We start from the raw sequence: 22,576 nt of genomic DNA, 5'->3' as shown, positions 1-22,576 counted from the left end.
TGGTGTGCACATCCCACGATCGCCACGGGGCGGTTTCCGCGACTCCCCTCACGATGGGAACCGCCTCCCCCGCACGGGGGATCCCCGCGGGCCCAGGCCGGGACGCCCTTCACGCGGGCGGGCGGGAGCCTCGCGGCAATCCGATCATCCTGTCCCTCTTGCGGCGCTTCACGCGGCTCAGTCCTCAGCAGGCGGAAGATCCCTGAGCGCCGCCTCGGCCCGGTCGGCGCGGAGGCGGGCGGACTCGGCCGCCCGCCGGGCGCGGTCCTCCTCACGCCTGGCCACGTCGAGCCGGTGCCGCGCCACGGCCTGCCGGTCCTTCGCCGCGGCGAGCTCGCCGGAAAGCTCGGCCACCCTGTCCGCCAGCCGGTCGTGCTCCCCTACGGCTTCCGCCAGCTCGGCCTCCCAGGACGAGTGGCCCTCTCCTGCCTCGGCCGCGGCGTTCCGGGCGTCGGCCGCGGCCTTCTCCCGCTCCTTGCGCTCGCGCTCGGCCTTCTCTCTCGCGGCCCTCTCCTTCGCGGCCTTCTCTCTCGGGGGCCCACCGGCACGCCGTCCGCTCGAGGGCGCTCCGGCGCCGGCCTCCGCAGGACGCGCCCGCACCGGCCTGACCACCGGTGCCGGGGCGAAGCCGCTGTAGCTCAACCCCCGGGCCAGCCGTCCCTGCCGCACCTGGTCCGAGGCGGTCTCGTCGACGACCGCGGCGTCCAGTGTCTGCTCGATCTCGGTGCCGGCCGTTCCCGAGAGCGGCTGCCCGTCGGCCTCCGCGTCCTGCCGGATCAGGCGGGCGAGCCGGGCCGTCGCCGCCGACCGCTCCTGGGTGAGGGCGGCCAGGGCCTCGGCGTCCTGCCTCCGCCAGGCCTCGCGGAGGCGCGCGCCCACATCGAGGAACTCGTCGAGCTCCTCCGGGTGTCGCCGCGCCGCCTGGTTGACCGCCCAGCCGACGACCGTGGGCCGGCGCAGCGCGGAGATCTGACGGGCGAGCGCCGCGTCACCGGCCGTCTTGGCCTCCTTGGCCAGTGCGTCACGGGCGGCGACGAACTCGCCCGGCGCGAGGCCGTACAACCGGTCGGCTGCCGCGTCGAGATCCATGGGTCCACCTGTACCCGTCGTGGTGCCTCACGTCCACCGTCCCGCCGGTCCTCGCACCGCGTTCAGGCGCCGCGTCCCTCCCACCTCGTCCCTCCCGCCGCACTTCTCCCACCTCGTCCCCCGCGCCGCGTACGCCGCCCCATCGGCCGACCAGGCCGTACGGCGAAGCTGGAACGGCATTCTCCAGCGGTTCGCGCTGCCGTCGAGGGGTCCTCCTGACGCATAGTGGAAGCACCGCCAACGACGGAGGCCTCCCGTGTTCGAGCGCTTCACCGACCGAGCCCGCCGAGTCGTGCTTCTCGCCCAAGAGGAGGCGAGGATGTTCGACCACAGCTACATCGGCTCGGAACACGTCCTGCTCGGCCTCGTCCACGAGGGCGAGGGGGTGGCCGCCAAGATCCTCCACGAGGAGGGCGTCGAGCTTGACGCGTTGCGTGAAGACGTCAGGGAGATGATCGGAAGGGGGGCCGCCCCGGGTCCCGGCGAGCACATCCCGTTCACGCCGCGGGCCAAGAAGATCCTCGAGCTCTCGCTCCGCGAGTCCCTGAACCTCCGCCACAACTACATCGGCACCGAGCACATCCTGCTGGGCCTGATCAGAGAAGGCGGCGGGGTCGGCGCCCGGGTGCTCATCGCGCGCGGGGTGGACTTCGACCGGATCCGGCAGAAGGTCGTCGAGGAGACCCGGCTCCAGCGCGAAGCGGGCGGCCACTCCGGGGCCTTCCCGTCCGTGGGGCCCTCGCTCGTGGCCAAGGTCGACCGGCTGCAGGAGGCCGTGGAGCGCATCGAGCGCCGCCTCGACGCGATGAACGCGCCGCCGGACCCCGGCCCTCCCGGCTCCGCTGAGTGATCATCCTGGCCCGGTGTTCCCTGAGCCTCACCGGACCAGGATGGATCACATGTGACGGCTCAGCTCGAAGAAGCCGCCATCACACCCACGGCGATCCGCGCCTCCATCACACCGGGATCCTCGGTGTGGGTGAGCGTCGCGCCGAGGGAGGTCAAAAGCCTGCGCATGCGGGCGTTGTCGAACAGCAGGCTCGCCCGCACCTCGGCGAACCCGAGGTCGCGCGCCTCCTGCATGATCATGCGGGCCATCGCGGTGCCGATACCGCGTCCCTGCCAGCGGTCCTCCACCAGGAAGGCGATCTCCGCGATGCCCGGATCGGGGGTGAACATCAGGGAGGCCACCGCCACGACCTGACCGTCGTGCCCCGCCACCAGCGAGTGGCCGCGGCTGCGGTCGCAGAGCCGGTCGAACACCCTCGGCGGGAGCGTCGGCATGGCCGTGAAGTAGCGGAACCGCCGCGTCTCCGGTGAACAGCGCTCGTGCAGGTCGCGCAGCGCCTCCCGGTAGAGCGAGGTGAGGGGCCTGATCAGCACCTCTGCGCCGTCGGCCAATCGCAGGGGCCCCTCGGCGGGAGCGACCTCGGCGGGCGGCTGCGCGAGCCGTACGAGGGCGGCGGCCCGGGCCGCCTCGGTCAGGGTGAAGGGCAGCCCGGCACGGCGGAGCCGGATCGCCCGGCGCGGAGCCACGGGGACGACCAGCAGCGTGGGATCGGGCAGATCCCCGGCCTCGGCGTCTCCTCGGGGCCGTCCGGGGTCGGCTCCGTAAACCCAGCGGGAGTCGTCGGCCCGGAGCAACTCCCCGAGGACCTCGGGCAGCCGCCACGGCGTCGACCGAAGCCGGGCGGCGAGCAGCAGGGCGCGGGTCGGCTCGTCGGTCAACTCGTGCGCCGTGGCCGGCACGACCTGGACCCGGCGGCCTCCCGCGGCCTCCAGCGCCTCACGCACCACATCAGGCGAGGCCGGGATCTCCGTCACGAACTCGTCGACCGTGCCGTCCGTATCCGGCTGGACGGACAGGCCGAGGATGTTCCCGCCCTTCTCGGCGAGGGCCGCCGCGAGCGCGGCGAGACGTCCCGGCCGCTCGTCGACCGTCGTCCGGACCCGTAAGAACCCCATCGGTGCCGCTCCCTCCGTTGTGCTGACCCCAGCTTGACGCACCTCTGTTACGCGATTGCTACGCAACAGTGAGCCAGTCGTTTCGGATGGATAGACACTCATATAGCTGCTGTTATCCGCATAATCATCGCGATTGGCCAACGACTTCCGTTGCGTGATGCGCTGGACAGAACGGATATAGCAGGATGTCCACCATGAGTGCTCCACTTTCTCCGGGTTTCGTCAACGGTGATGTGTCGTTCTGGTATCGCTCGCTCGGACTCCCCGTGCCCGGCGATCCCCTGGGGGGCGACATCGAGGCCGACGTGGCCATCGTGGGAGCGGGCTACACGGGCCTGTGGACCGCCTACTACCTGAAGAAGGCCAGACCGTCGCTCAAGGTCGTGGTGCTGGAGAAGGAGTTCGCCGGCTTCGGGGCGTCCGGGCGCAACGGCGGGTGGCTCACCGGCGCACTCGCCGGCACGCCGGAGAGGTATGCCAAGACCCACGGCCCGGACGCGGCCAGGCGGCTGCAGCGCTCGATGTTCGGAGCGGTCGACGAGGTGGTCCGGGTGGCCGCCGAGGAGGGCATCGAGGCCGACATCGTGAAGGGCGGCATCACCACCGTGGCCAGGTCCGCGGCCCAGGCCGGGCGGTTGCGGGAGGACCTGGCCTGGCAGCGGGATTGGGGCTGGACCGAGGAGGACGTGCGCCTGCTCCCCCCTGAGGAGATGGACGCGCGCCTCCGGGTGAACGGCGCTGTCGGCGCGACGTGGAGTCCCCACTGCGCCCGGATCCAGCCCGCCAAGCTCGCCCGTGGGCTGGCCCGGGCCGTACGGGATCTGGGGGTGGAGATCTACGAGCGGACGCCGGTGACGGAGATCACCCGCGGCCGGGCGGTCACGCCGCACGGCACGGTGACCGCCGGCCACGTGCTGCGGTGCACCGAGGGATTCACCGCGACCATCCGCGGGCATCACCGCGACTGGCTCCCGATGAACAGCTCGATGATCGTCACCGAGCCGCTGCCCGAGAAGGTGTGGGACTCCATCGGCTGGGCGGGCCGCGAGTTGCTCGGCGACATGGCGCACTACTACATGTACGCCCAGCGGACCGCCGACGACCGCATCGCCTTCGGCGGCCGAGGCAAGCCGTACCTCTATGGATCGAAGGTCGACGAGCGCGGGCACACCCACGCCTGGACGGTCGACGCCCTCTGGGACCTGCTCACCTCGTTCTTCCCCGCCGTCGGCTCGTCGCGGGTGGCGCACGCGTGGTCCGGCGTGCTCGGTGTGCCGCGTGACTGGTGCGCGACCGTCCACGTGGATCACACGACCGGCCTCGGCTGGGCCGGGGGGTACACCGGGCACGGGGTGACCACCACGAACCTGGCCGGGCGCACGCTGTGCGACCTCGTCCTGAGGCGGGACACCGAGTTGACCGCGCTGCCGTGGGTCGACCGCCGTGTCCGCGCCTGGGAGCCCGAGCCCCTGCGCTGGCTCGGCGTGCACTCGATGTACCGCCTCTACCGCCTGGCCGACGCCCGCGAGAACCGGGGAATGACCAGAACATCCACCCTCGCCAAGATCGCCAATAAGATCACCGGCCACTGACCCACCCCCACCAACCTTTCGCCGTGATCATGCACACCTTCGGAGATGGGGCCGATGACCTCGCCAAACGTCGATCGTGATCATGCGCAGATTCGGCGCCGACTACTCTGACCTGAGAAAACACCATTCGTGATCATGCAGTTCGCACCACCCAGAAGGGCACCAGGCCTGTGAGCAGTGACATCCTTTTCCGTGGCGGCCGCGCCTTCACCCCGGACGGCTTCGCCGAGGCGGTCCTCGTCAGAAACGGCCTCATCGCGGCCGTCGGCACCGAGTCCGATCTCGTACGGCTCTCGCCCGGAGCCGAGCCCGTGGATCTCGCAGGCGGCCTGCTGACGCCGGGGTTCACCGACGCCCACATCCACCCCGTGCAGGCGGGGCTCGAGCGGGCGAAGTGCGAACTGTCAGAGATCTACGGCCTGGACGCGTACGTGGCGAAAGTCGCCGAATATGCCACGACAAATCCGGATAAGGAGTGGATCGATGGCGGCGGCTGGGACATGTCTGCCTTCCCCAACGGCCTCCCCCACCGATCCCAGCTCGACTTCCTCGACCGGCCCGCCTACCTGATCCAGCGCGACCACCACGCCGCATGGGTCAACACCCACGCGCTGGAAGTGGCCGGGATCACCCGGGACACCCCCGACCCCGCCGACGGTCGCATCGAGCGCGACCCCGACGGCAGTCCCAGCGGCGTCCTGCACGAGGGCGCCATGGACCTGGTCGGCCTGCTCACTCCGCGTCCGACCCCGGCCGACGCCGACGCGGCCCTCCTCGACGCCCAGGCATACCTCTTCTCGCTCGGGATCACCGGCTGGCAGGACGCGATCGTCGGCTCGTACGCCGGATCGGACGACAACCTGCCCACCTACATCGAGGCCGCCGCCGCCGGACGACTGAAGGCACGCGTCGTCGGCGCCCTGTGGTGGGACAGGACGCGAGGCGCCGAGCAGATCCCCGACCTCGTCGAGCGACGCGCGAAGGCCGAGGGTCTCGACCGGTTCCGCGCCACAGCGGTGAAGATCATGCAGGATGGCATCGCGGAGAACTTCACCGCGGCCGTCATCGAGCCCTACTGCCGTTGCGGCGGCACCGGCCTGTCGTACGTCGATCCGGGGTTGCTCAAGGGCTACGTCCAGGAACTCGACGCCCTCGGCTTCCAGGTCCACTTCCACGCCATCGGGGAGCGTGCCGTACGGGAGACGCTGGACGCCCTGTCCGGCACGCATCCGGAGAACCGGCACCACATCGCCCACCTGCAGATCATCACGCCGCAGGACGTGCCACGTTTCGCCGCGCTCGGCGTGACGGCGAACCTGCAGCCGCTCTGGGCGACCCACCACGCCCAGATGGACGAGTTGTGCATCCCCTTCCTCGGTGAGGAGCGGTCGGCCTGGCAGTACCCCTTCGCCGATCTCGTACGGCACGGCACCCGGTTCGCGGCGGGCTCGGACTGGCCCGTCTCGTCGGCGGACCCGATCCAGGGCATGCACGTCGCGGTCAACCGGACCGAGCCGGGCAGTTCGGTCCACGCGTCCTACCCGACCGCGCAGACACCCTTCCTGCCCGGCCAGAGCATCGACCTCAGGACGGTCATGAACGCGTACACGGCCGGCTCGGCCTGGTTGAACCGGTCCCCCGCGGGCGTGATCGAGGAAGGCCGCCCGGCCGACCTCGTCGTGCTCGACCGCGATCCCTTCACGCTCGACCCCGCCGAGATCTGGACGGCGCAGGCACGGATGACCTTCGTCGACGGCGAGCAGGTCCACGGCTGAGGACGAGGGTCACACGTACGTGTAGGGGACGCCCGGGGAACTCGCGCCGCCGGCCGTGGCGACCGTGACGAGGGCCGATCCGGCGCCGGCCGGCGCCGTGGCGACGATCCGCGAGTCGGAGACGACCGAGAAGGGGGCGCGCACGGCGCCGAAGAAGACGTCGGTGGCGTCGGTGAAAACCGAGCCCGCGATGGTGACCGAGTTGCTTCCTGCGACCGGTCCCTGATTCGGGTTCAGGGCCGTGACGACGGGGGTCCCCACGGAGGTGTAGGCGGTGCAGTCGCTCACCGGACTGGTCCCCCCTGGCGTGGTGACCGTGACATGGACGGGACCCGCACCACTGGGTGCCGTCGCGGTGATCTGCGTACCGGAGTTCACAGTGAACGAGGCCGTGGCCGAGCCGAACTTCATCCGAGCGGGGTGATGCTCAGGGGGTCGCCGTGATCTCGACGTCGCTGGTAGGCGGCGTGAGAGTGCCCGTGACCCCGCCGAACTGGACCCGGTTGGTGGTCAGCAGGGTCGCGCCGGTGGGGCTGACGACGTTGACGCTCGCCGCACCGCAACCGGAGGGGATGGTGCAGGTGACGACCGTTCCGCCGACGTTGGAACTGGTGGCGACGGTGCGCGACCCGATCTTCGCGCTGGTGGTTCCGGTCAGGCCCGTCCCGTTGATGGTGAGGGTCTGACCGTAACCTCCCTGGTTGGTGTTCTGGGGAGCTGCGCTGAGTGACGTGATGACAGGCGCCATCAGAGCGGCCTTTCTCTTGGAACGCTCCAAAAACTGCGGGCTGCCTTCATTTCCCCATGGGGCTCGCCCGGCCATGCCGGATGTATTCACGGCATGGAACCCGGCGATCGAAGAATTGTCCCGCGGAAATTCCGCACGGTGTTCACGACACGGAATTCACCGGAATTCCGGCTCGTGATCGCGACAGGACGCGATCATGCCGGATCATGAACGGCGGCCGGTGGAATCGAAATCGAGCCACCAGTTGAGAGCCGCGGACACGCGGTGCTCGAGGCCGCTACGGAGGAATGAATCGCATGGTGCCCCCCGGACCTCGCAGGAACGTCAGGCCGGACTGATCGGCAGAAGCCTCGCCGACCCTCTACCCCACGCGAAGCGGCGATCATCAACCCTTGCGAGCCCCCACGATGAGCCGAGACGCCGTGTCTGCGCGACCGAGGATTACTGCTGATGCGATCAGAATCCATGCAGCAATATCGAGTAAAGAGGAAATCCACCAAACGGTATGCGTGAATTACGATGCCGCCGCCGCGGCGAAACGTCATCTGCGATGGACGGGGGAAATCGCACCTGGGACGACGTCCGGGCAGAGGCCGAACATGACGGGAGGCCGCGACATGTCGTCACCGCCTCCCGAAGAATCTTTGCGCATCCCCCTCAAATTTGGGGTTCCAAGTGGCGGTCCAAAGTCATTTCCACCGCCATTTGATGATATTCATATGAATCAGTGTTGATAACGAAATACGACAGCCCGGTGATGTGCACGTCCCGATCACCGGAACGATCGGATGTCCACCCTCCGCCCTGGCTCTGGGACGCGTGAGCCGTTGCTGCTGAGGTTGGTCACGTAGGCGCGGGTGCCGCCAGGGCTGACGGCCACCCGGGGGGAAAGCCACCGACGGGGATCGTGGTCACGATGCTGTTGGCGCTGGTATTGATCACCGACACCGTGTTGGAGGCCGCGTTGGTCACGTAAGCCCGCGTGCCGTTGCCGCTGACCGCCACCGCGAAGGGAGCGCTCCCGACGGGAACGGTGGCGATGACGCGCCTGGCGACCCTGTCGATCACCGACACGGTGTTGTCACCCCCGTTGGCGACGTAGGCCCGGGTGCCCCCAGGCGAGACCGCCAGCTCTTCTGGACTCACGCCCACGGGGATGGTGGCCACGACGCTGTCGGTCGCGGTGTCGATCATCGAGACCGTGTTCGCGGCCGAGTTCGTCACGTAGGTGTACCCACGTGTCTCGGCGACCGCCACCCCGGCCCCGACCCCGACTTCATGTACGACCCGAGGCCGCGGGACCTCGGGTATGGATTCTTGGTCGCGACTCTCATCCAACCGCCAGCACGGGGGCCTCCACATCGACGATGATCGAGTTCCCCTTCTACGTCCGACAGCACCCCATCCCGGAACGTGGCACGCTGACTTGCACTCTCATGACCTGTCGCTTGGCCAATACAGCACTACCTGCCCTGAACACGCCGAAGTCCCCGCGACCGTTCCGTCGCGGGGACTTCTTGGCTTCCGTGCCGTACGACCTAGTAGATCGGGCGGGAGGACGAACGCAGGCGCTCAAGAGCCTCGGCGAGGATCTGCGCGCCGTCCGTGTCGCTACGACGCTCCTTCACATACGCGAGGTGCGTCTTGTACGGCTCGTTCCGCGGCGGGGCGGGCGGATTGGCCTCGTCCTGACCGGCCGGCAGCCCACACCGGGGGCAGTCCCAGTGCTCAGGGACGGCCGCGTCACTGGCGAAACTGGGGCGCGTCTCGTGCATGTTGGCGCACCAGAACGAGACCCGCACGCGGGGGGCTGCCTCGCCACGCTCGGCCTCCCCCATGGGGCCGGCTCCGACTCGGCTGCCACGGATCGCGTTGCCACTACCCACGGATGAACTCCTTGCTCGATCGCCCCGGGGACACGGGGAGGTGAATCCAGGTCACGCTTTGCCAGAGGAAGCCGCTACGGCTTGAGCAGCAGACCCAGCGCGATGATGCAGACGAACCAGACCACGCCCGTGATGACGGTCAGTCGGTCCAGGTTACGCTCGACCACCGACGACCCGCCGAAGGACGACGTGAAGCCGCCGCCGAACAGGTCTGAGAGACCGCCGCCCTTGCCCTTGTGGAGCAGGACGAGCAGCACCATCAGAGCGCTCGACAGGATGAGGGCGATGGAGATTCCGATTGTCACCGTAGACCTGTTCCTATTTACGGGCGTGTACACGACGCCATCGGCGTGACGATTCAATCTTGCACTATGAGGGTACGACTTGTTGTCAACTCGTACCCCCTAAACGGCCCAGCTAGCCAGACATCTCCCCAAAGCGGCAAATCCTGACGAATTCTCCCTGGTCGAGGCTGGCCCCTCCGACGAGGGCGCCATCGATGTCGGGCTCCGCCATGATGCCGGCGATGTTGTCCGCCTTTACCGAGCCTCCGTAAAGGATACGGACCGACGCGGCCACCTCGTCCCCATACAGCCCGGCGAGTCGCGTCCGGATGGCCCCGCAGACCTCCTGGGCGTCCTCACGGGTCGCCACCTCGCCGGTGCCGATCGCCCATACCGGTTCGTACGCCACCACGAGCGACTTGGCCTGCTCGGCCGTGATGCCCTCGAGCGCCCCGTCAAGCTGCGCGAGCGTGTGCTCGACGTGGCGGTCCTCCCTGCGGATCTCGAGCTTCTCGCCGACGCACAGGATCGGCGTGATCGAGTGCCGGTAGGCCGCCTTCACCTTGGCGTTGCAGAGGGTGTCGTCCTCATGGTGGTACTGCCGGCGCTCGGAATGCCCGACCAGCACGAAGGTCGAGCCGAGCTTCGCGAGCATCGCCCCGGAGATGTCCCCGGTGTAGGCGCCCGAGTCGTGATGGGACAGGTCCTGCCCGCCATACACGATCCGGAGCTTGTCACCGTCGATCAGCGTCTGGACGCTGCGCAGATCGGTGAACGGCGGGAGCACCGCGACCTCGACGGCGTCGAAGTCCTTGTCGGTCAGCGAGAACGCCAGCTTCTGCACCAGGTTGATGGCCTCGAGGTGGTTGAGGTTCATCTTCCAGTTGCCGGCCATCAGAGGCTTGCGCGCCACTATGCCTCCAGCGCCGCGAGCCCGGGCAGCGTCTTGCCTTCGAGGTACTCGAGGCTGGCGCCGCCGCCGGTGGAGATGTGCGAGAAGCCGTCCTCGGGGAGACCGAGCAGCCGCACCGCGGCCGCCGAGTCGCCGCCGCCGACGACGGTGAACGCACCGGACCGGACCAGCGCCTCCGCGACGGCACGGGTGCCACCGGAGAACGCCTCGAACTCGAACACGCCCATGGGGCCGTTCCAGAACACCGTCTCGGCGTCCGCCAGCTTCGCGGCGAACAGCTCACGGGTCTTCGGGCCGATGTCCAGGCCCTCCCGGTCAGCCGGGATCGCGGTGGCGTCGACCACCTCGTGGGGCGCGTCCACCGCGAAATGCGTGGCGGCCAGCACGTCCACGGGGAGCACCAGGTCGACTCCACGGGACGCGGCCTCGTTGAGGAAGCCGCGGACCTGGTCGAGCTGGTCCTCCTGCAGCAGCGAGTTGCCGACCTCGTGGCCCTGCGCCTTGAGGAAGGTGTAGGCCATGCCGCCGCCGATGAGCAGGCGGTCGACCTTCGCCAGGAGGTTGGCGATGACACCGAGCTTGTCGGAGACCTTCGCACCGCCCAGGACCACGACGTACGGCCGGGCCGGGTCCTCGGTGAGCTTCTTGAGCACCTCGACCTCGGTCAGCACGAGGTCGCCCGCCGCGTGCGGCAGCCGCTGCGGCACGTCGTAGACGCTGGCGTGCTTGCGGTGCACCGCGCCGAAGCCGTCGCCGACGTACAGGTCGGCGAGAGCGGCCAGCTTGTCGGCGAACTCGCCCCTGACCGCGTCGTCCTTGGACTCCTCGCCGGGCTCGAACCGCAGGTTCTCCAGCAGCGCCACCTGGCCGTCCTGGAGTGCCTCGGTCACGCTCACCGCCGACTCGCCGACCACGTCGGTCGCGAACGCCACGTCCTCACCGAGCAGCTCCGCAAGCCGCCGGGAGACCGGGGCGAGGGAGTACTTCGGCGTGGGAGCGCCCTTGGGGCGGCCGAGGTGGGCGCCCACGATCACCTTGGCGCCACGCTCGAGCAGCTTCTTGATCGTCGGCACCGACGCCCGGATCCGCCCGTCGTCGGTGATCGTCTCCCCGTCAAGGGGGACGTTGAGGTCGGCGCGCACGAAGACGCGCCGACCCTTCACATCGAGCTCGTCGATTCCGATCATCAGAGCGAGGCGCCCACGTACTCGATCAGGTCGGCGAGGCGGTTGGAGTAGCCCCACTCGTTGTCGTACCAGCCGATGACCTTGACCTGGTTGCCGATGACCTTGGTCAGGCCGGAGTCGAAGATGCACGACGACGGGTCGGTCACGATGTCGGAGGAGACGATCTCGTCCTCGGTGTAGGACAGGTAGCCCTTGAGCGGGCCCTCCGCGGCCGCCTTCAGCGCGGCGTTGACCTCTTCGACCGAGGTCTCACGCTTGACCTCGACGGTCAGGTCGGTCGCCGAGCCCGTGGGGATCGGCACACGCAGCGCGAAGCCGTCGAGCTTGCCCTTGAGCTCGGGCAGCACCAGGCCGATCGCCTTGGCCGCGCCCGTGGAGGTCGGGACGATGTTCAGCGCCGCCGCGCGGGCGCGCCGCAGGTCCTTGTGCGGACCGTCCTGCAGGTTCTGGTCCTGCGTGTAGGCGTGGATGGTGGTCATCAGACCCTTCTCGATACCGAAGGTGTCGTTGATGACCTTGGCCATCGGGGCCAGGCAGTTGGTGGTGCACGAGGCGTTCGAGATGATCGTGTGCGCCGCGGGGTCGTAGGTCTCGTGGTTGACACCCATGACGACGGTGACGTCTTCGTTCTTCGCCGGAGCGGAGATGATGACCTTCTTCGCACCGTTGTCGGCGTGCACGCGCGCCTTGGTGGCGTCGGTGAACAGGCCGGTCGACTCCACGACGACGTCGACGCCCAGGTCGCCCCAGGGCAGCTTCGCCGGGTCACGCTCGGCGAAGGCCTTGATCGCCTTGCCGTCGACGGTGATCTCGTCCGCCGAGGCCTTCACCTCGTACGGCAGGCGGCCCAGGATGCTGTCGTACTTCAGCAGGTGGGCAAGCGTTGCGTTGTCGGTCAGGTCGTTGACCGCGACGATCTCGATGTCCTTACCGCTGGCCGCCACTGCGCGCCAGAAGTTGCGGCCGATACGGCCAAAGCCGTTGACGCCCACGCGGATGCTCACGGATCCGATCTCCTCGTACGTCGTGCGCCGGCACTCCGGCGACATGGCTGGCGTGAAACCTCAATGACAGACCTTATCGGACGCAAATTGGACTAGACCACGCGCGGGTGGGTCATGCCACGGTCAGGTAAAGCGCACACCATGAGTCAGCGTCTGGGGTAAGGTGCCCGGCTTGTCGCAGTAATCATCCTCTCCCTCAGGAATCCCCCCATGTATGAGAATCCCCCGGCCCAGAAGAGCGGGCTGGTCCCCGGCATCGTCGCCGGTCTCGTCGCCGCGGTCCTCGGAGCCGGCCTCTACGCGGTGATCATCGACGTCACCGCGCGCGAGTTCAGCTACGGCACGATCGGCATCGCCATCCTTGTCGGGTTCGCCATGATGGCCGTCAAGCCCGCCCACCCCGCTCTGCCGGCCATCGCGGCCGTCATCGCACTCGCCGGCGGGGTCATCGGCACCTTCGCCGGAGACGTCGCGCTGGCCGTCAAGATGGCGACCGAAGTCGGCCTCACGCTGTCCTACGGGCAGGCATTCACCCTGGTCTGGGACAACATCGGCGAGCTCGTCGACATCATCACCGTGCTGATCTGGGCGGTCGGCGCGTCCGCCGGCTTCTCTTTTGTGAACGCTCGCGTCAAGTCCGCCCTGCAGGGCGCCGCGCCGGTCACCGTGGCCGTCGCCGACACCTCGGCGGCGGCACAGGGCGACGCGTCCCAGGTGGCCGACAACATCGCCCAGGGCGAAGCGACGGAGGCCGCGGCAACCGAGCCCGAGGCCGCCAAGGCCGAGACCATCACGGCTGACACCGCCGAAGCTGAGGCCGCCAAGGCTGAGACTGCCGAAGCTGAGTCTTCTGAAGACGATGCGCCGGAGAGCGAGCCGACGCCTGAGCCGGTCACCGAGCCCGAGGCCGTCCCTCAGCCCGTCGCCGTCACGGGTGACGTGGCGGACAGCGAGCCCACGCCCGAGCCGGACCTCGAGCCCGTCGCCGTCACAAGCGGTGCGGCGGGCAGCGAGCCGGAGAAGGTCAAGAGCTGACGCTCAGGGAGCGAGCATGTCGGGCGTGAGGTTGGCCTCGGTGTTGGCGATGCCGATGTCCTGAGCCCGCTTGTCCGCCATGGCCAGCAACCGCCGGATCCGCCCCGCGATCGCATCCTTGGTCAGGGGCGGGTCCGCGATCTGGCCGAGCTCCTCCAGCGACGCCTGCTTGTGGTCGACCCGCAGCCGGCCCGCCACCACGAGATGCTCGGGAGCGTCTTCGCCCAGGATCTCCAGGGCACGCTGCACCCGGGCGCCCGCCGCGACGGCCGCCCGGGCCGACCTGCGGAGGTTGGCGTCGTCGAAGTTGGCCAGCCGGTTGGCCGTCGCCCGGACCTCGCGGCGCATCCGCCGTTCCTCCCAGGCGAGGACGCTGTCGTGCGCCCCCAGGCGGGTCAGCAGGGCGCTGATCGCGTCGCCGTCGCGGACCACGACCCGGTCGACGCCGCGCACCTCGCGCGCCTTGGCGTGGATCTTGAGCCGCCGCGCGGATCCGACCAGGGCCAGCGCCGCCTCCGGCCCCGGACAGGTCACCTCCAGCGACATCGAGCGCCCGGGCTCGGTGAGCGAGCCGTGGGCCAGGAACGCCCCCCGCCACGCGGCCTCGGCGTCGCACGTCGCCCCCGACACCACCTGACGCGGCAGCCCGCGGACCGGCCTGCCGTGGTTGTCGATCAGTCCCGTCTGCCGGGCGAGGGCCTCGCCGTCCTTGTAGACCCGCACGACGTACCGCGAGCCCTTGCGCAGACCGGCCGGCGCCAGCACCAGCACCTCGGCCCGGTGACCGAACACCTCGCCGATGTCCTTGATCAGCCGGCGGGCCGTCACGTTCGTGTCCAGCTCGGCCTCGATCACGATCCGACCGCCGACGAGGTGCAGTCCGCTCGCGAACCGCAGCAGCGTCGATACCTCGGCCTTACGACAGCAAGGCTTGAGCACCGAAAGGCGGCTCAGCTCGTCCTTCACCACACCCGTCATGGCCATCTGCGCGTGTCCTCCCCGAACCAGACTTACGGGAGCCAGTCTCTCGCACCTTGACAGACGGGGATCACCGCTTCTCGTGGAAAATCTCGTCCAGGACCGTGGCAAGACGTGGTCCATCGTGCCTCGGAGATCCGTCAGAAGCGGCCACATCAGCCAAAACCAAACGGCCGCCGAGGGACACGGCGGCCTTCTCCAGGGCCCGCGGATCGTCGACGACGCTCTGGTCGGCCAGCACCGCGTCGACGAGCAGGGACGGCGCGTGCTCCCTGAGCACCTCCAGATGTTTCTCCGGGGAGAAGCCGTCGGTCTCCCCCGGCTGCGGCGCGAGGTTGAGGACGACCAGCCGCCTGGCACTGGTCGCGTGCAGAGCACGGGCCAGCTCAGGCACCTTGAGGTGCGGCAGCACGCTGGTGAACCAGGATCCGGGGCCGAACACCACCCAGTCGGCCTCCTCGATCGCCTCGACCGCCTGCGGGCAGGCGGGCGGGTCCGGCGGCACCAGTGAGATCGCCTGCACCCGCCCCGGGGTCAGCGCGCAGGCCACCTGCCCGCGGACGACGGAGATCACCCCGTCCAGCTCGACCTCGGCCTCGATGTCCAGGGGAACCGACGCCATGGGCAGGACCCGGCCGTGGGCGCCGAGCAGCCGGCCCACCCACTCCAGCCCCTTCACGGGGTCGTCGAGCAGCTCCCACAGGGCCACGATCAGAAGGTTGCCGATGGCGTGCCCGTGCAGCTCGCCCTCGCTGCGGAAGCGATGCTGGACGACCTCGCTCCAGGTCTTGCCCCACTCGTCGTCGCCGCACAGCGCCGCGAGGGCCATACGCAGGTCCCCGGGCGGCAGGACGCCGAGCTCGCGCCTGAGACGGCCGCTGGAGCCCCCGTCGTCGGCGACCGTGGCGATGGCCGTGAGATCGCCCGTGACCCTTCTCAGGGCCGACAGAGACGCGTACAGGCCGTGGCCGCCGCCGAGGGCGACCACCTTGGGCCCACGTGGGGGACTCGCGAACTCCCCGGGGACGGCGGACTCACCGAGTCCAAAGGCGAGCTCGTTCATGCTCCTCCTCGCCGCACGGCTCGCCTAACCCTAACGAAGCCCTTTTCCAGAAAGCCCTACTCTACGAAAAAGCTCCGGAAGATCCACAATTGCGCGATACAGCCTCACCCGGCGAGGGCGGTGCGGAACCGTGCCGCGAGATGCGAGGAGGTTTACTCGCGGCCCATGTCGCGATGGCTGACCTGCACGTCCATGCCGTCTTCCCGGAGCCGGGACCCGATCTCCTCGGCCATGGCGACGCTGCGGTGCTTGCCTCCCGTGCATCCCACGGCGAGGGTGACGTAGCTCTTGCCCTCGCGGGTGTAGCCCGCGGCCACGACACCGAAGACGTCCTCGTACCCGTCGAGGAACTCCTTCGCGCCCGGCTGGTTGAGCACGTAGTCCCTGACGGGCGTGTCCAGGCCGTTCATGGGGCGCAGCTCGGGCACCCAATGGGGATTGGGCAGGAACCGGCAGTCGACCACCAGATCAGCGTCCACGGGCATGCCGTACTTGTAGCCGAAGGAGACGACGCTGACCTTGAGGCCGGGCCGGTCCTCTCCGCCGAAGAAGGAGACCACCTTGTTGCGCAGCTCGTGCACGTTCAGCGACGAGGTGTCGATGACCAGGTCGGCGTTGGCCCTGACCTCACGGAGGATGCCGCGCTCCCGGCCGATGCCGTCGACCAGCCGGCCGTCCCCCTGCAGGGGATGGGGCCGCCGGACGTTCTCGAACCTGCGAACCAGCTCGTCGTCGCTCGCCTCCAGGAACATCACCCGGACGCCGACACCGCGGCCGTCGAGCTCCTCGATCGCCGCGTTGAGGTCCGTCGTGAAAGCGAGGCTGCGCACGTCGACGACGGCCGCCACCTTGTCGGCGGCCAGGTTGACCTTGCCCGCCTCCTCCGCCAGGGAGAACAACAGACCGGGCGGCAGGTTGTCGATGACGAACCAGCCCACATCCTCCAACGCCTTCGCCGCTGTGCTCCTGCCCGCACCTGACATGCCTGTGACCACAACGAACGCCGGCTCAGTCGTGCTCATCGCCCGCTCACCGTCCTGCCTGATTAATGGCCTCGATAACGGCCTCGTCCCATCGGCGCCCCCGCCTGGAGACGACATGCCCCTGCCCGGAGCATGACACCGCCGCACCACGGCGCGCCACCGGCTCGCCGCAACACGCGACCGTCCCGCCACCGCACGTGACCGTTCAGAGCCGGCCACGTGCCGGGCGAACGTCCCCCGACGTTCACGCGCTCTCTTCCTTGAAGGCCGCGACGATCGCGTCTGCGGTCGCCGGACCGATGCCGGGAACCTCGAGGATCTCGGTGGCGGTGGCGTCGCGCAGTCGCTTGACCGAGCCGAAGTGGCGCAGAAGCGCCTGCCTGCGAGACGGCCCGAGCCCCGGAACCTGGTCCAGCGCGCTTTCCTTCAGCGTTTTGGAGCGCTTTGACCGATGGTAGGTGATAGCGAAGCGATGGGCCTCATCGCGTACGCGCTGCAGCAGGTAGAGACTCTCGCTGGTCCGCGGAAGGATCACCGGCAGGTCCTCCCCCGGCAGCCAGACCTCCTCCAGCCGCTTGGCCAGACCGCAGACCGCGACGTCGTCGATCCCCAGCTCGTCCAGCGCGCGCTGGGCCGCGGCCGCCTGGGCCGGGCCGCCGTCCACGACGACGAGGTTGGGCGGGTAGGCGAATTTGCGCGGGCGGCCGGTCTCCGGGTCGATGGGCATCCCGGCCGCCGAATCGCCGCGGCTCCGGTCGGCGTGCTCGTCCGGTGGCCCGTCCCCCGCGGACTCGCCGTCGAGCTCGCCGGTGGCGACGCGCTCCTCCAGATAGCGCTTGAACCTCCGGCAGATGACCTCGTATATGGAGGCGACGTCGCCCTCGGCACTCTTGATCGAGAACCTGCGGTATTCACTCTTGCGGGCCAGCCCGTCCTCGAACACCACCATCGAGGCCACCACGTCCGATCCCTGGATGTGGGACACGTCGTAACACTCGATGCGCAGGGGGACCTGGTCCAGGTCGAGGGCGTCGGCGATCTCCTGCAACGCACGGCTGCGCGTCGTCAGATCGCTCGCGCGCCTGAGCTTGTGCTGGGCGAGGGACTCCTTGGCGTTGCGCTCGACGGTCTCCATCAGGCTCTTCTTGTCCCCCCGCTGGGGGACGCGCAGATCCACCCGCGAGCCCCGCTGCTCGCTGAGAAGCTCGATGACGGCCTCCATGTCGGGCGGCGCGGCCGGGACGAGGATCTCCCGGGGGATCGTGGCCTCGCCGTACATCTGGAGGAGGAACTGCTCCACGAGATCGCCGGACGTCGTCTCCTCGACCTTGTCGACCACCCAGCCGCGCTGACCGCGGATCCGCCCGCCGCGCACGTAGAAGACCTGCACGGCCGCCTCCAGCGCGTCCTCGGCCAGGGCGATCACGTCACAGTCGGTGCCGTCGCCGAGGACGACGGTCTGCTTCTCCAGGGCCCGCTGCAGCGCCTGGACGTCGTCACGCAGGCGGGCGGCCTTCTCGTACTCCTCGACGGCGGCCGCGGCACGCATCTCACGCTCGAGCCGCTTGATGAAGCGGGTGGTGTTGCCCGCCATGAAGTCGCAGAAGTCCTCCGCCAGGTCGCGGTGCTCCTCGGGGGTGACGCGGCCGACGCAGGGAGCCGAGCACTTGTCGATGTATCCCAGCAGGCAGGGCCGCCCGATCTGGCCGGCCCGCTTGAAGACGCCGGCCGAGCAGGTGCGCACGGGGAACACGCGCAGCAGCAGGTCGACGGTCTCCCTGATCGCCCAGGCGTGCGAGTAGGGCCCGAAGTAGCGCGTCCCCTTGCGCTTGGCCCCGCGCAGCACCTGCACCCGGGGGAAGTCCTCCCCCATGGTCACCGCGAGGTACGGGTAGGACTTGTCGTCGCGGTACTTCACGTTGAACCGCGGGTCGAACTCCTTGATCCAGGAGTACTCCAACTGGAGCGCCTCGACCTCGGTCCCGACCACGGTCCAGTCGACCGAGGCCGCGCTGGTCAGCATCGTCTGGGTCCGCGGGTGCAGCCCCGCGAAGTCCGCGAAGTACGAGTTCAGTCGTTGGCGAAGGCTCTTCGCCTTGCCAACGTAGATCACCCGGTCGCCGGGGTCGCGAAAGCGATAGACGCCTGGCGACTCGGGGATCGATCCGGGCGCCGGTCGATAGGTTGCCGGATCCGCCACAACCCAAAGCCTACTTGGATCCGCCGACAATTCCGGCTTCTGGAGACCGCGGTGACCCCCCTTCGCGAGACCGCGGTGACCGCCCCTCGCGAGATCGCGACGACCACCGCTTCATGAGATCGCGATGGCCGCCGCCGGGGTTCGTCCCGAGATGGAGGAGCCCGGCGGGATCGTGGCCGGCCGCCTCGTGTGCGGCCGGTCTCCGTGATCGCGCCGGGCGCGGGACTCACGCCAGGGTGATGTCGCTCCCACTCACGTTGATCTTCATCTCCGGGAGCGGCGCCGACGCCGGGCCGTTCACCACGGAGCCGTCCTTCACACTGAACCTGCTCCCGTGACACGGGCAGTCGATCGTGCCGTCAGTGATCTTGTCCACCATGCAGCCCTGATGGGTGCACACCGCGCTGAACGCCTTGTACTCACCGGCTGAAGGCTGGGTCACGACGAGCTGCGCAGCCAAGATGATCTTGCCGCCCCCCTCGGGGATGTCCGCGGTCTTGGCGATCGCGGCGCCGGCCTTGACCTTCGACGCGGCCCCGTCACCGGCCCCGTCCGCGGGTGGAGCGGGCGGGGCCGCCGCGTCCGTGCTGCCGGTGCCGTATCCGGCGCAGGCGGTCAGCGCGACCGCGAGGCCGGCCCCTCCCGTGCCGAAGATCACCGCACGACGTGTCGTCTCCGTCATGTTCTTCCTTCCGTTCTGCGAACAGGCCCGGGTCTTTCGTCCGCCCCATGAGTGACGTGTAACCCTACGTCGACTACTACGGATCCGATCCCTGACCTGGTTCAGCATGACGGACGACTGATCTGCGGAAAGTAAGCGGGTCCCCCGCCGACCCGCCCGAGTCCGTCACATTCCGAGGATCTTGCGAAGGAACAGGGCGGTGTGGCTGTCCTCGATCCGGGCGATGTCCTCGGGCGTTCCCGTGGCGACCAGCTTGCCGCCGCGGGACCCACCCTCGGGGCCCATGTCGATGATCCAGTCGGCCGTCTTGATGACGTCGAGGTTGTGCTCGATGACGATGACCGTGTTCCCGTTGTCGACGAGCCGGTTGAGCACCCCGAGCAGGCGCCGGATGTCCTCGAAGTGCAGACCCGTCGTCGGCTCGTCGAGGACGTAGACGGTGCGCCCGGTGGACCTGCGCTGCAACTCCGAGGCGAGCTTCACGCGCTGGGCCTCGCCGCCGGACAGCGTGGTCGCCGGCTGCCCGAGCCGCACGTAGCCGAGGCCGACGTCGTTGAGCGTCTGCAGGTGCCGCCGGATCGCGGGGATGGCCTCGAAGAACTCCAGGGCCTCCTCGATCGGCATGTCGAGGACCTCGGAGATCGTCTTGCCCTTGTAGTGGACCTCCAGCGTCTCCCGGTTGTACCGGGCGCCGTGACAGACCTCACAGGGGACGTACACGTCGGGCAGGAAGTTCATCTCGATCTTGATGGTGCCGTCGCCGGAGCACGCCTCACAACGGCCGCCCTTGACGTTGAAGCTGAACCGGCCGGGCAGGTAGCCGCGGATCTTCGCCTCGGCGGTCGCCGCGAAGAGCTTCCGCACGTGGTCGAAGACCCCGGTGTAGGTCGCGGGGTTGGACCTCGGCGTGCGCCCGATCGGCGACTGGTCGACGTGGACGACCTTGTCGACCAGATCGGTCCCCGTCACCCGGGAGTGGCGCCCGGGCACGGTGCGGGCGCCGTTGAGCTCCTTCGCGAGGGCGTTGTAGAGGATGTCGTTGACCAGCGTCGACTTGCCCGAGCCGGAGACGCCCGTCACCGCCGTGAAGACGCCCAGGGGGAACTCGACGTCCACGCCGGTCAGGTTGTGCTCGCGGGCGCCCTTCACGACGAGTTGCCGCTTGCGGTCCCGCTTGCGGCGCACGTCCGGTATGGCTATCGCCTTGCGGCCCGACAGGTACGCCCCGGTGAGGGACTGCTCGCTGGCGAGCAGTTGCTCGACCGTGCCGGAGACCACCACCTGGCCGCCGTGCTCGCCGGCGCCGGGACCGATGTCCACCACCCAGTCGGCGGCCGCGATCGTGTCCTCGTCGTGCTCGACCACGATCAGCGTGTTGCCCATGTCGCGCAGCCGGATGAGCGTCTCCAGGAGTCGCTGGTTGTCGCGCTGGTGCAGGCCGATCGAGGGCTCGTCAAGGACGTACAGCACGCCGACGAGGCCGGATCCGATCTGGGTCGCCAGGCGGATCCGCTGAGCCTCGCCACCGGCGAGCGTCCCGGCGGCCCGGTCGAGCGTGAGGTAGTCGAGACCGACGTCGAGCAGGAAGCCGAGCCGCGCGTTGATCTCCTTGACCACCCGCTCGGCGACGTGCATGTCCCGGTCGGACAGCTGCAGCTTGCCCAGGAACGCGGCGCACTCGCCGATCGACAGGCCCGAGACGTCGGCGATGGACGCGTCGCTCACGGTGACGGCGAGGGACACCGGCTTGAGGCGGCGCCCACCGCAGGCCGGGCACGGGACCTCACGCATGAAGCCCTCGAACCGCTCCCGGCTGGCGTCGCTCTCCGACTCGGCGTGCCTGCGCTGCACCCAGGGGATGACGCCTTCGAAGTTCGTGTAATAGGAGCGCTCGCGGCCGTACCGGTTCCGGTAGCGGATGTGGACCTGCTCGTCGTAACCGTTGAGGAGCGCCTTCTGGGCCTTCTTGGGCAGCCGCTCCCACGCCGTGTCGAGGTCGAACCCGAGCGCGTTGCCCAGGGCCTCGATCATCCGGACGAAGTAGTCGCTCGTGTGACCGCTGGCCCAGGGGCCGATCGCGCCGTCGCCGAGCGTGCGCTCCGGGTCCGGTACGACGAGGTCGGGGTCGACCTCCATCCGGGTGCCGAGACCGGTGCATTCGGGGCAGGCGCCGAAAGGCGAGTTGAACGAGAACGACCGGGGCTCGAGCTCCTCGAACGACAGGTCGTCGTAGGGGCAGTAGAGATGCTCCGAGTAGAACCGCTCACGGTTGGCGTCGCCCTCGGGGAGGTCGACGAAGTCGAGAGTGATCGTGCCGCCGGACAACTGCAGGGCGGTCTCCACCGAGTCGGTGAGCCTGCGCCGCGCGCCGTCCTTCACCGCGAGCCGGTCGACGATCACCTCGATGTCGTGCTTCTCGTACTTCTTGAGCGTCGGCGGCTCCTCCAGCCTGACGATCGTGCCGTCCACCCTGGCCCGGGCGAACCCCTTCGTCTGAAGCTCGCGGAACAGCTCGGCGTACTCCCCCTTGCGGCCGCGGACGACCGGGGCGAGCACCTGGAAGCGGGTGCCCTCCTCCAGCTCCAGCACGCGGTCGACGATCTGCTGCGGCGTCTGCCTCGCGATCGGGCGGGCGCACTGGGGGCAGTGCGGCTTGCCGATCCGCGCCCAGAGCAGGCGCAGGTAGTCGTAGACCTCGGTGATCGTGCCCACCGTGGAACGCGGGTTGCGGTTGGTCGACTTCTGGTCGATGGAGACCGCCGGGGACAGGCCCTCGATGAAGTCCACATCGGGCTTGTCCATCTGGCCGAGGAACTGCCGCGCGTAGGCGGACAGGGACTCGACATAGCGCCGCTGGCCCTCGGCGAAGATCGTGTCGAAGGCCAGGCTGGACTTTCCGGAGCCGGAAAGCCCCGTGAAGACGATGAGAGCGTCTCGCGGAAGGTCCAGCGAGACGTCCTTCAGGTTGTGCTCACGTGCGCCACGCACGATCAGGCGGTCAGCCACGGTGGTCCCGATAGGTCGATGGAGTCAACAGGAGGTGCACGGGCAAGCTATCCGGAGCCACCGACAATTCCGGGGGCGTCTTCCGGCGGCCGGCGCGGGCGGCCCGCTGAACGCCTCCGAAACGGTCACGCCCCCACTCATCCAGGGTATGAGTTCCGTCAAACCCACGTCCCGGACTCCGGCCGG

General features: G+C 69.1%; 20 protein-coding genes. 4 read left to right on the top strand and 16 right to left on the bottom strand.

What is annotated here, in order from left to right; all coding sequences use genetic code 11:
* Window positions 1-177: 177 nt before the first annotated feature.
* Window positions 178-1,089, bottom strand: coding sequence for a hypothetical protein (locus Pmi06nite_RS27090; RefSeq protein ID WP_203955956.1), 912 nt, complete (start codon window positions 1,087-1,089; stop codon window positions 178-180).
* Between the two features lie 256 nt (window positions 1,090-1,345).
* Between Pmi06nite_RS27090 and Pmi06nite_RS27085 the strand changes: the two genes are divergently transcribed.
* The gene (locus tag Pmi06nite_RS27085; RefSeq protein WP_203955955.1) at window positions 1,346-1,939 is read left to right on the top strand and encodes a Clp protease N-terminal domain-containing protein; all 594 of its coding nucleotides are present in this window, start codon (window positions 1,346-1,348) and stop codon (window positions 1,937-1,939) included.
* A 59-nt stretch (window positions 1,940-1,998) separates the two neighbouring features.
* On the opposite strand, the gene Pmi06nite_RS27080 is transcribed toward Pmi06nite_RS27085, so the two are convergent.
* Complete coding sequence (locus tag Pmi06nite_RS27080) at window positions 1,999-3,054, bottom strand: GNAT family N-acetyltransferase (protein ID WP_203955954.1); 1,056 nt, start codon at window positions 3,052-3,054, stop codon at window positions 1,999-2,001.
* A 185-nt stretch (window positions 3,055-3,239) separates the two neighbouring features.
* On the opposite strand from Pmi06nite_RS27080, the gene Pmi06nite_RS27075 reads away from it, so the two are divergent.
* Entirely contained in the window at window positions 3,240-4,646 is a 1,407-nt protein-coding gene (locus tag Pmi06nite_RS27075) for an NAD(P)/FAD-dependent oxidoreductase (RefSeq protein WP_203955953.1), read from the top strand.
* Window positions 4,647-4,816: 170 nt separating this feature from the next.
* Entirely contained in the window at window positions 4,817-6,421 is a 1,605-nt protein-coding gene (locus Pmi06nite_RS27070; protein ID WP_203955952.1) for an amidohydrolase, read from the top strand.
* Window positions 6,422-6,430: 9 nt separating this feature from the next.
* On the opposite strand, the gene Pmi06nite_RS27065 is transcribed toward Pmi06nite_RS27070, so the two are convergent.
* The 8 genes from Pmi06nite_RS27065 to gap all read right to left on the bottom strand — a co-directional run bounded on the left by Pmi06nite_RS27065 (window position 6,431) and on the right by gap (window position 12,443).
* Complete coding sequence (locus Pmi06nite_RS27065; protein WP_203955951.1) at window positions 6,431-6,832, bottom strand: IPT/TIG domain-containing protein; 402 nt, start codon at window positions 6,830-6,832, stop codon at window positions 6,431-6,433.
* A 16-nt stretch (window positions 6,833-6,848) separates the two neighbouring features.
* Window positions 6,849-7,169 carry an IPT/TIG domain-containing protein gene (locus Pmi06nite_RS27060; RefSeq protein ID WP_203955950.1) on the bottom strand — a complete coding sequence of 107 codons (321 nt, stop codon included), beginning with the start codon at window positions 7,167-7,169 and terminating at the stop codon, window positions 6,849-6,851.
* Between the two features lie 843 nt (window positions 7,170-8,012).
* Window positions 8,013-8,426: a YncE family protein gene (locus tag Pmi06nite_RS27055; RefSeq protein WP_203955949.1), complete on the bottom strand. Its 414-nt coding sequence runs from the start codon at window positions 8,424-8,426 to the stop codon at window positions 8,013-8,015.
* A 281-nt stretch (window positions 8,427-8,707) separates the two neighbouring features.
* Entirely contained in the window at window positions 8,708-9,055 is a 348-nt protein-coding gene (locus Pmi06nite_RS27050; protein ID WP_203955948.1) for an RNA polymerase-binding protein RbpA, read from the bottom strand.
* 74 nt (window positions 9,056-9,129) lie between these two features.
* On the bottom strand, window positions 9,130-9,360 hold the full coding sequence (gene secG, locus Pmi06nite_RS27045) for a preprotein translocase subunit SecG (protein ID WP_142572490.1): 231 nt from the start codon (window positions 9,358-9,360) through the stop codon (window positions 9,130-9,132).
* A gap of 112 nt (window positions 9,361-9,472) precedes the next feature.
* A complete protein-coding gene (gene tpiA, locus Pmi06nite_RS27040; protein ID WP_203956104.1) occupies window positions 9,473-10,255 on the bottom strand; it encodes a triose-phosphate isomerase in 783 nt (260 codons plus the stop codon).
* Complete coding sequence (locus Pmi06nite_RS27035; RefSeq protein WP_203955947.1) at window positions 10,252-11,439, bottom strand: phosphoglycerate kinase; 1,188 nt, start codon at window positions 11,437-11,439, stop codon at window positions 10,252-10,254. Before Pmi06nite_RS27035 ends, tpiA begins: the two co-directional genes overlap by 4 nt.
* The gene (gap, locus tag Pmi06nite_RS27030; RefSeq protein WP_203955946.1) at window positions 11,439-12,443 is read right to left on the bottom strand and encodes a type I glyceraldehyde-3-phosphate dehydrogenase; all 1,005 of its coding nucleotides are present in this window, start codon (window positions 12,441-12,443) and stop codon (window positions 11,439-11,441) included. Before gap ends, Pmi06nite_RS27035 begins: the two co-directional genes overlap by 1 nt.
* A 210-nt stretch (window positions 12,444-12,653) precedes the next feature.
* On the opposite strand from gap, the gene Pmi06nite_RS27025 reads away from it, so the two are divergent.
* Window positions 12,654-13,478, top strand: coding sequence for a hypothetical protein (locus Pmi06nite_RS27025; protein ID WP_203955945.1), 825 nt, complete (start codon window positions 12,654-12,656; stop codon window positions 13,476-13,478).
* A 3-nt stretch (window positions 13,479-13,481) separates the two neighbouring features.
* Here Pmi06nite_RS27025 and whiA read toward each other — a convergent pair whose 3' ends face one another.
* The 6 genes from whiA to uvrA form a co-directional block, all read right to left on the bottom strand.
* Window positions 13,482-14,462 (bottom strand): DNA-binding protein WhiA, encoded by a 981-nt coding sequence (gene whiA, locus Pmi06nite_RS27020; RefSeq protein WP_203955944.1) that lies wholly within the window; start codon window positions 14,460-14,462, stop codon window positions 13,482-13,484.
* A gap of 64 nt (window positions 14,463-14,526) precedes the next feature.
* Window positions 14,527-15,444, bottom strand: a complete 918-nt coding sequence (locus tag Pmi06nite_RS27015; RefSeq protein ID WP_239095073.1) for a gluconeogenesis factor YvcK family protein — start codon at window positions 15,442-15,444, stop codon at window positions 14,527-14,529.
* A 227-nt stretch (window positions 15,445-15,671) separates the two neighbouring features.
* Window positions 15,672-16,541: an RNase adapter RapZ gene (rapZ, locus tag Pmi06nite_RS27010; protein ID WP_203955942.1), complete on the bottom strand. Its 870-nt coding sequence runs from the start codon at window positions 16,539-16,541 to the stop codon at window positions 15,672-15,674.
* A gap of 205 nt (window positions 16,542-16,746) precedes the next feature.
* Entirely contained in the window at window positions 16,747-18,702 is a 1,956-nt protein-coding gene (gene uvrC / locus Pmi06nite_RS27005) for an excinuclease ABC subunit UvrC (protein WP_203955941.1), read from the bottom strand.
* 226 nt (window positions 18,703-18,928) lie between these two features.
* Window positions 18,929-19,384 (bottom strand): Rieske (2Fe-2S) protein, encoded by a 456-nt coding sequence (locus Pmi06nite_RS27000; protein ID WP_203955940.1) that lies wholly within the window; start codon window positions 19,382-19,384, stop codon window positions 18,929-18,931.
* 165 nt (window positions 19,385-19,549) lie between these two features.
* On the bottom strand, window positions 19,550-22,390 hold the full coding sequence (uvrA, locus tag Pmi06nite_RS26995; RefSeq protein ID WP_203955939.1) for an excinuclease ABC subunit UvrA: 2,841 nt from the start codon (window positions 22,388-22,390) through the stop codon (window positions 19,550-19,552).
* Window positions 22,391-22,576: the final 186 nt, after the last annotated feature.

The organism is Planotetraspora mira, assembly GCF_016863275.1.
GTDB lineage: Bacteria > Actinomycetota > Actinomycetes > Streptosporangiales > Streptosporangiaceae > Planotetraspora > Planotetraspora mira.
This window is presented reverse-complemented; position numbering and strand designations above follow the sequence as displayed.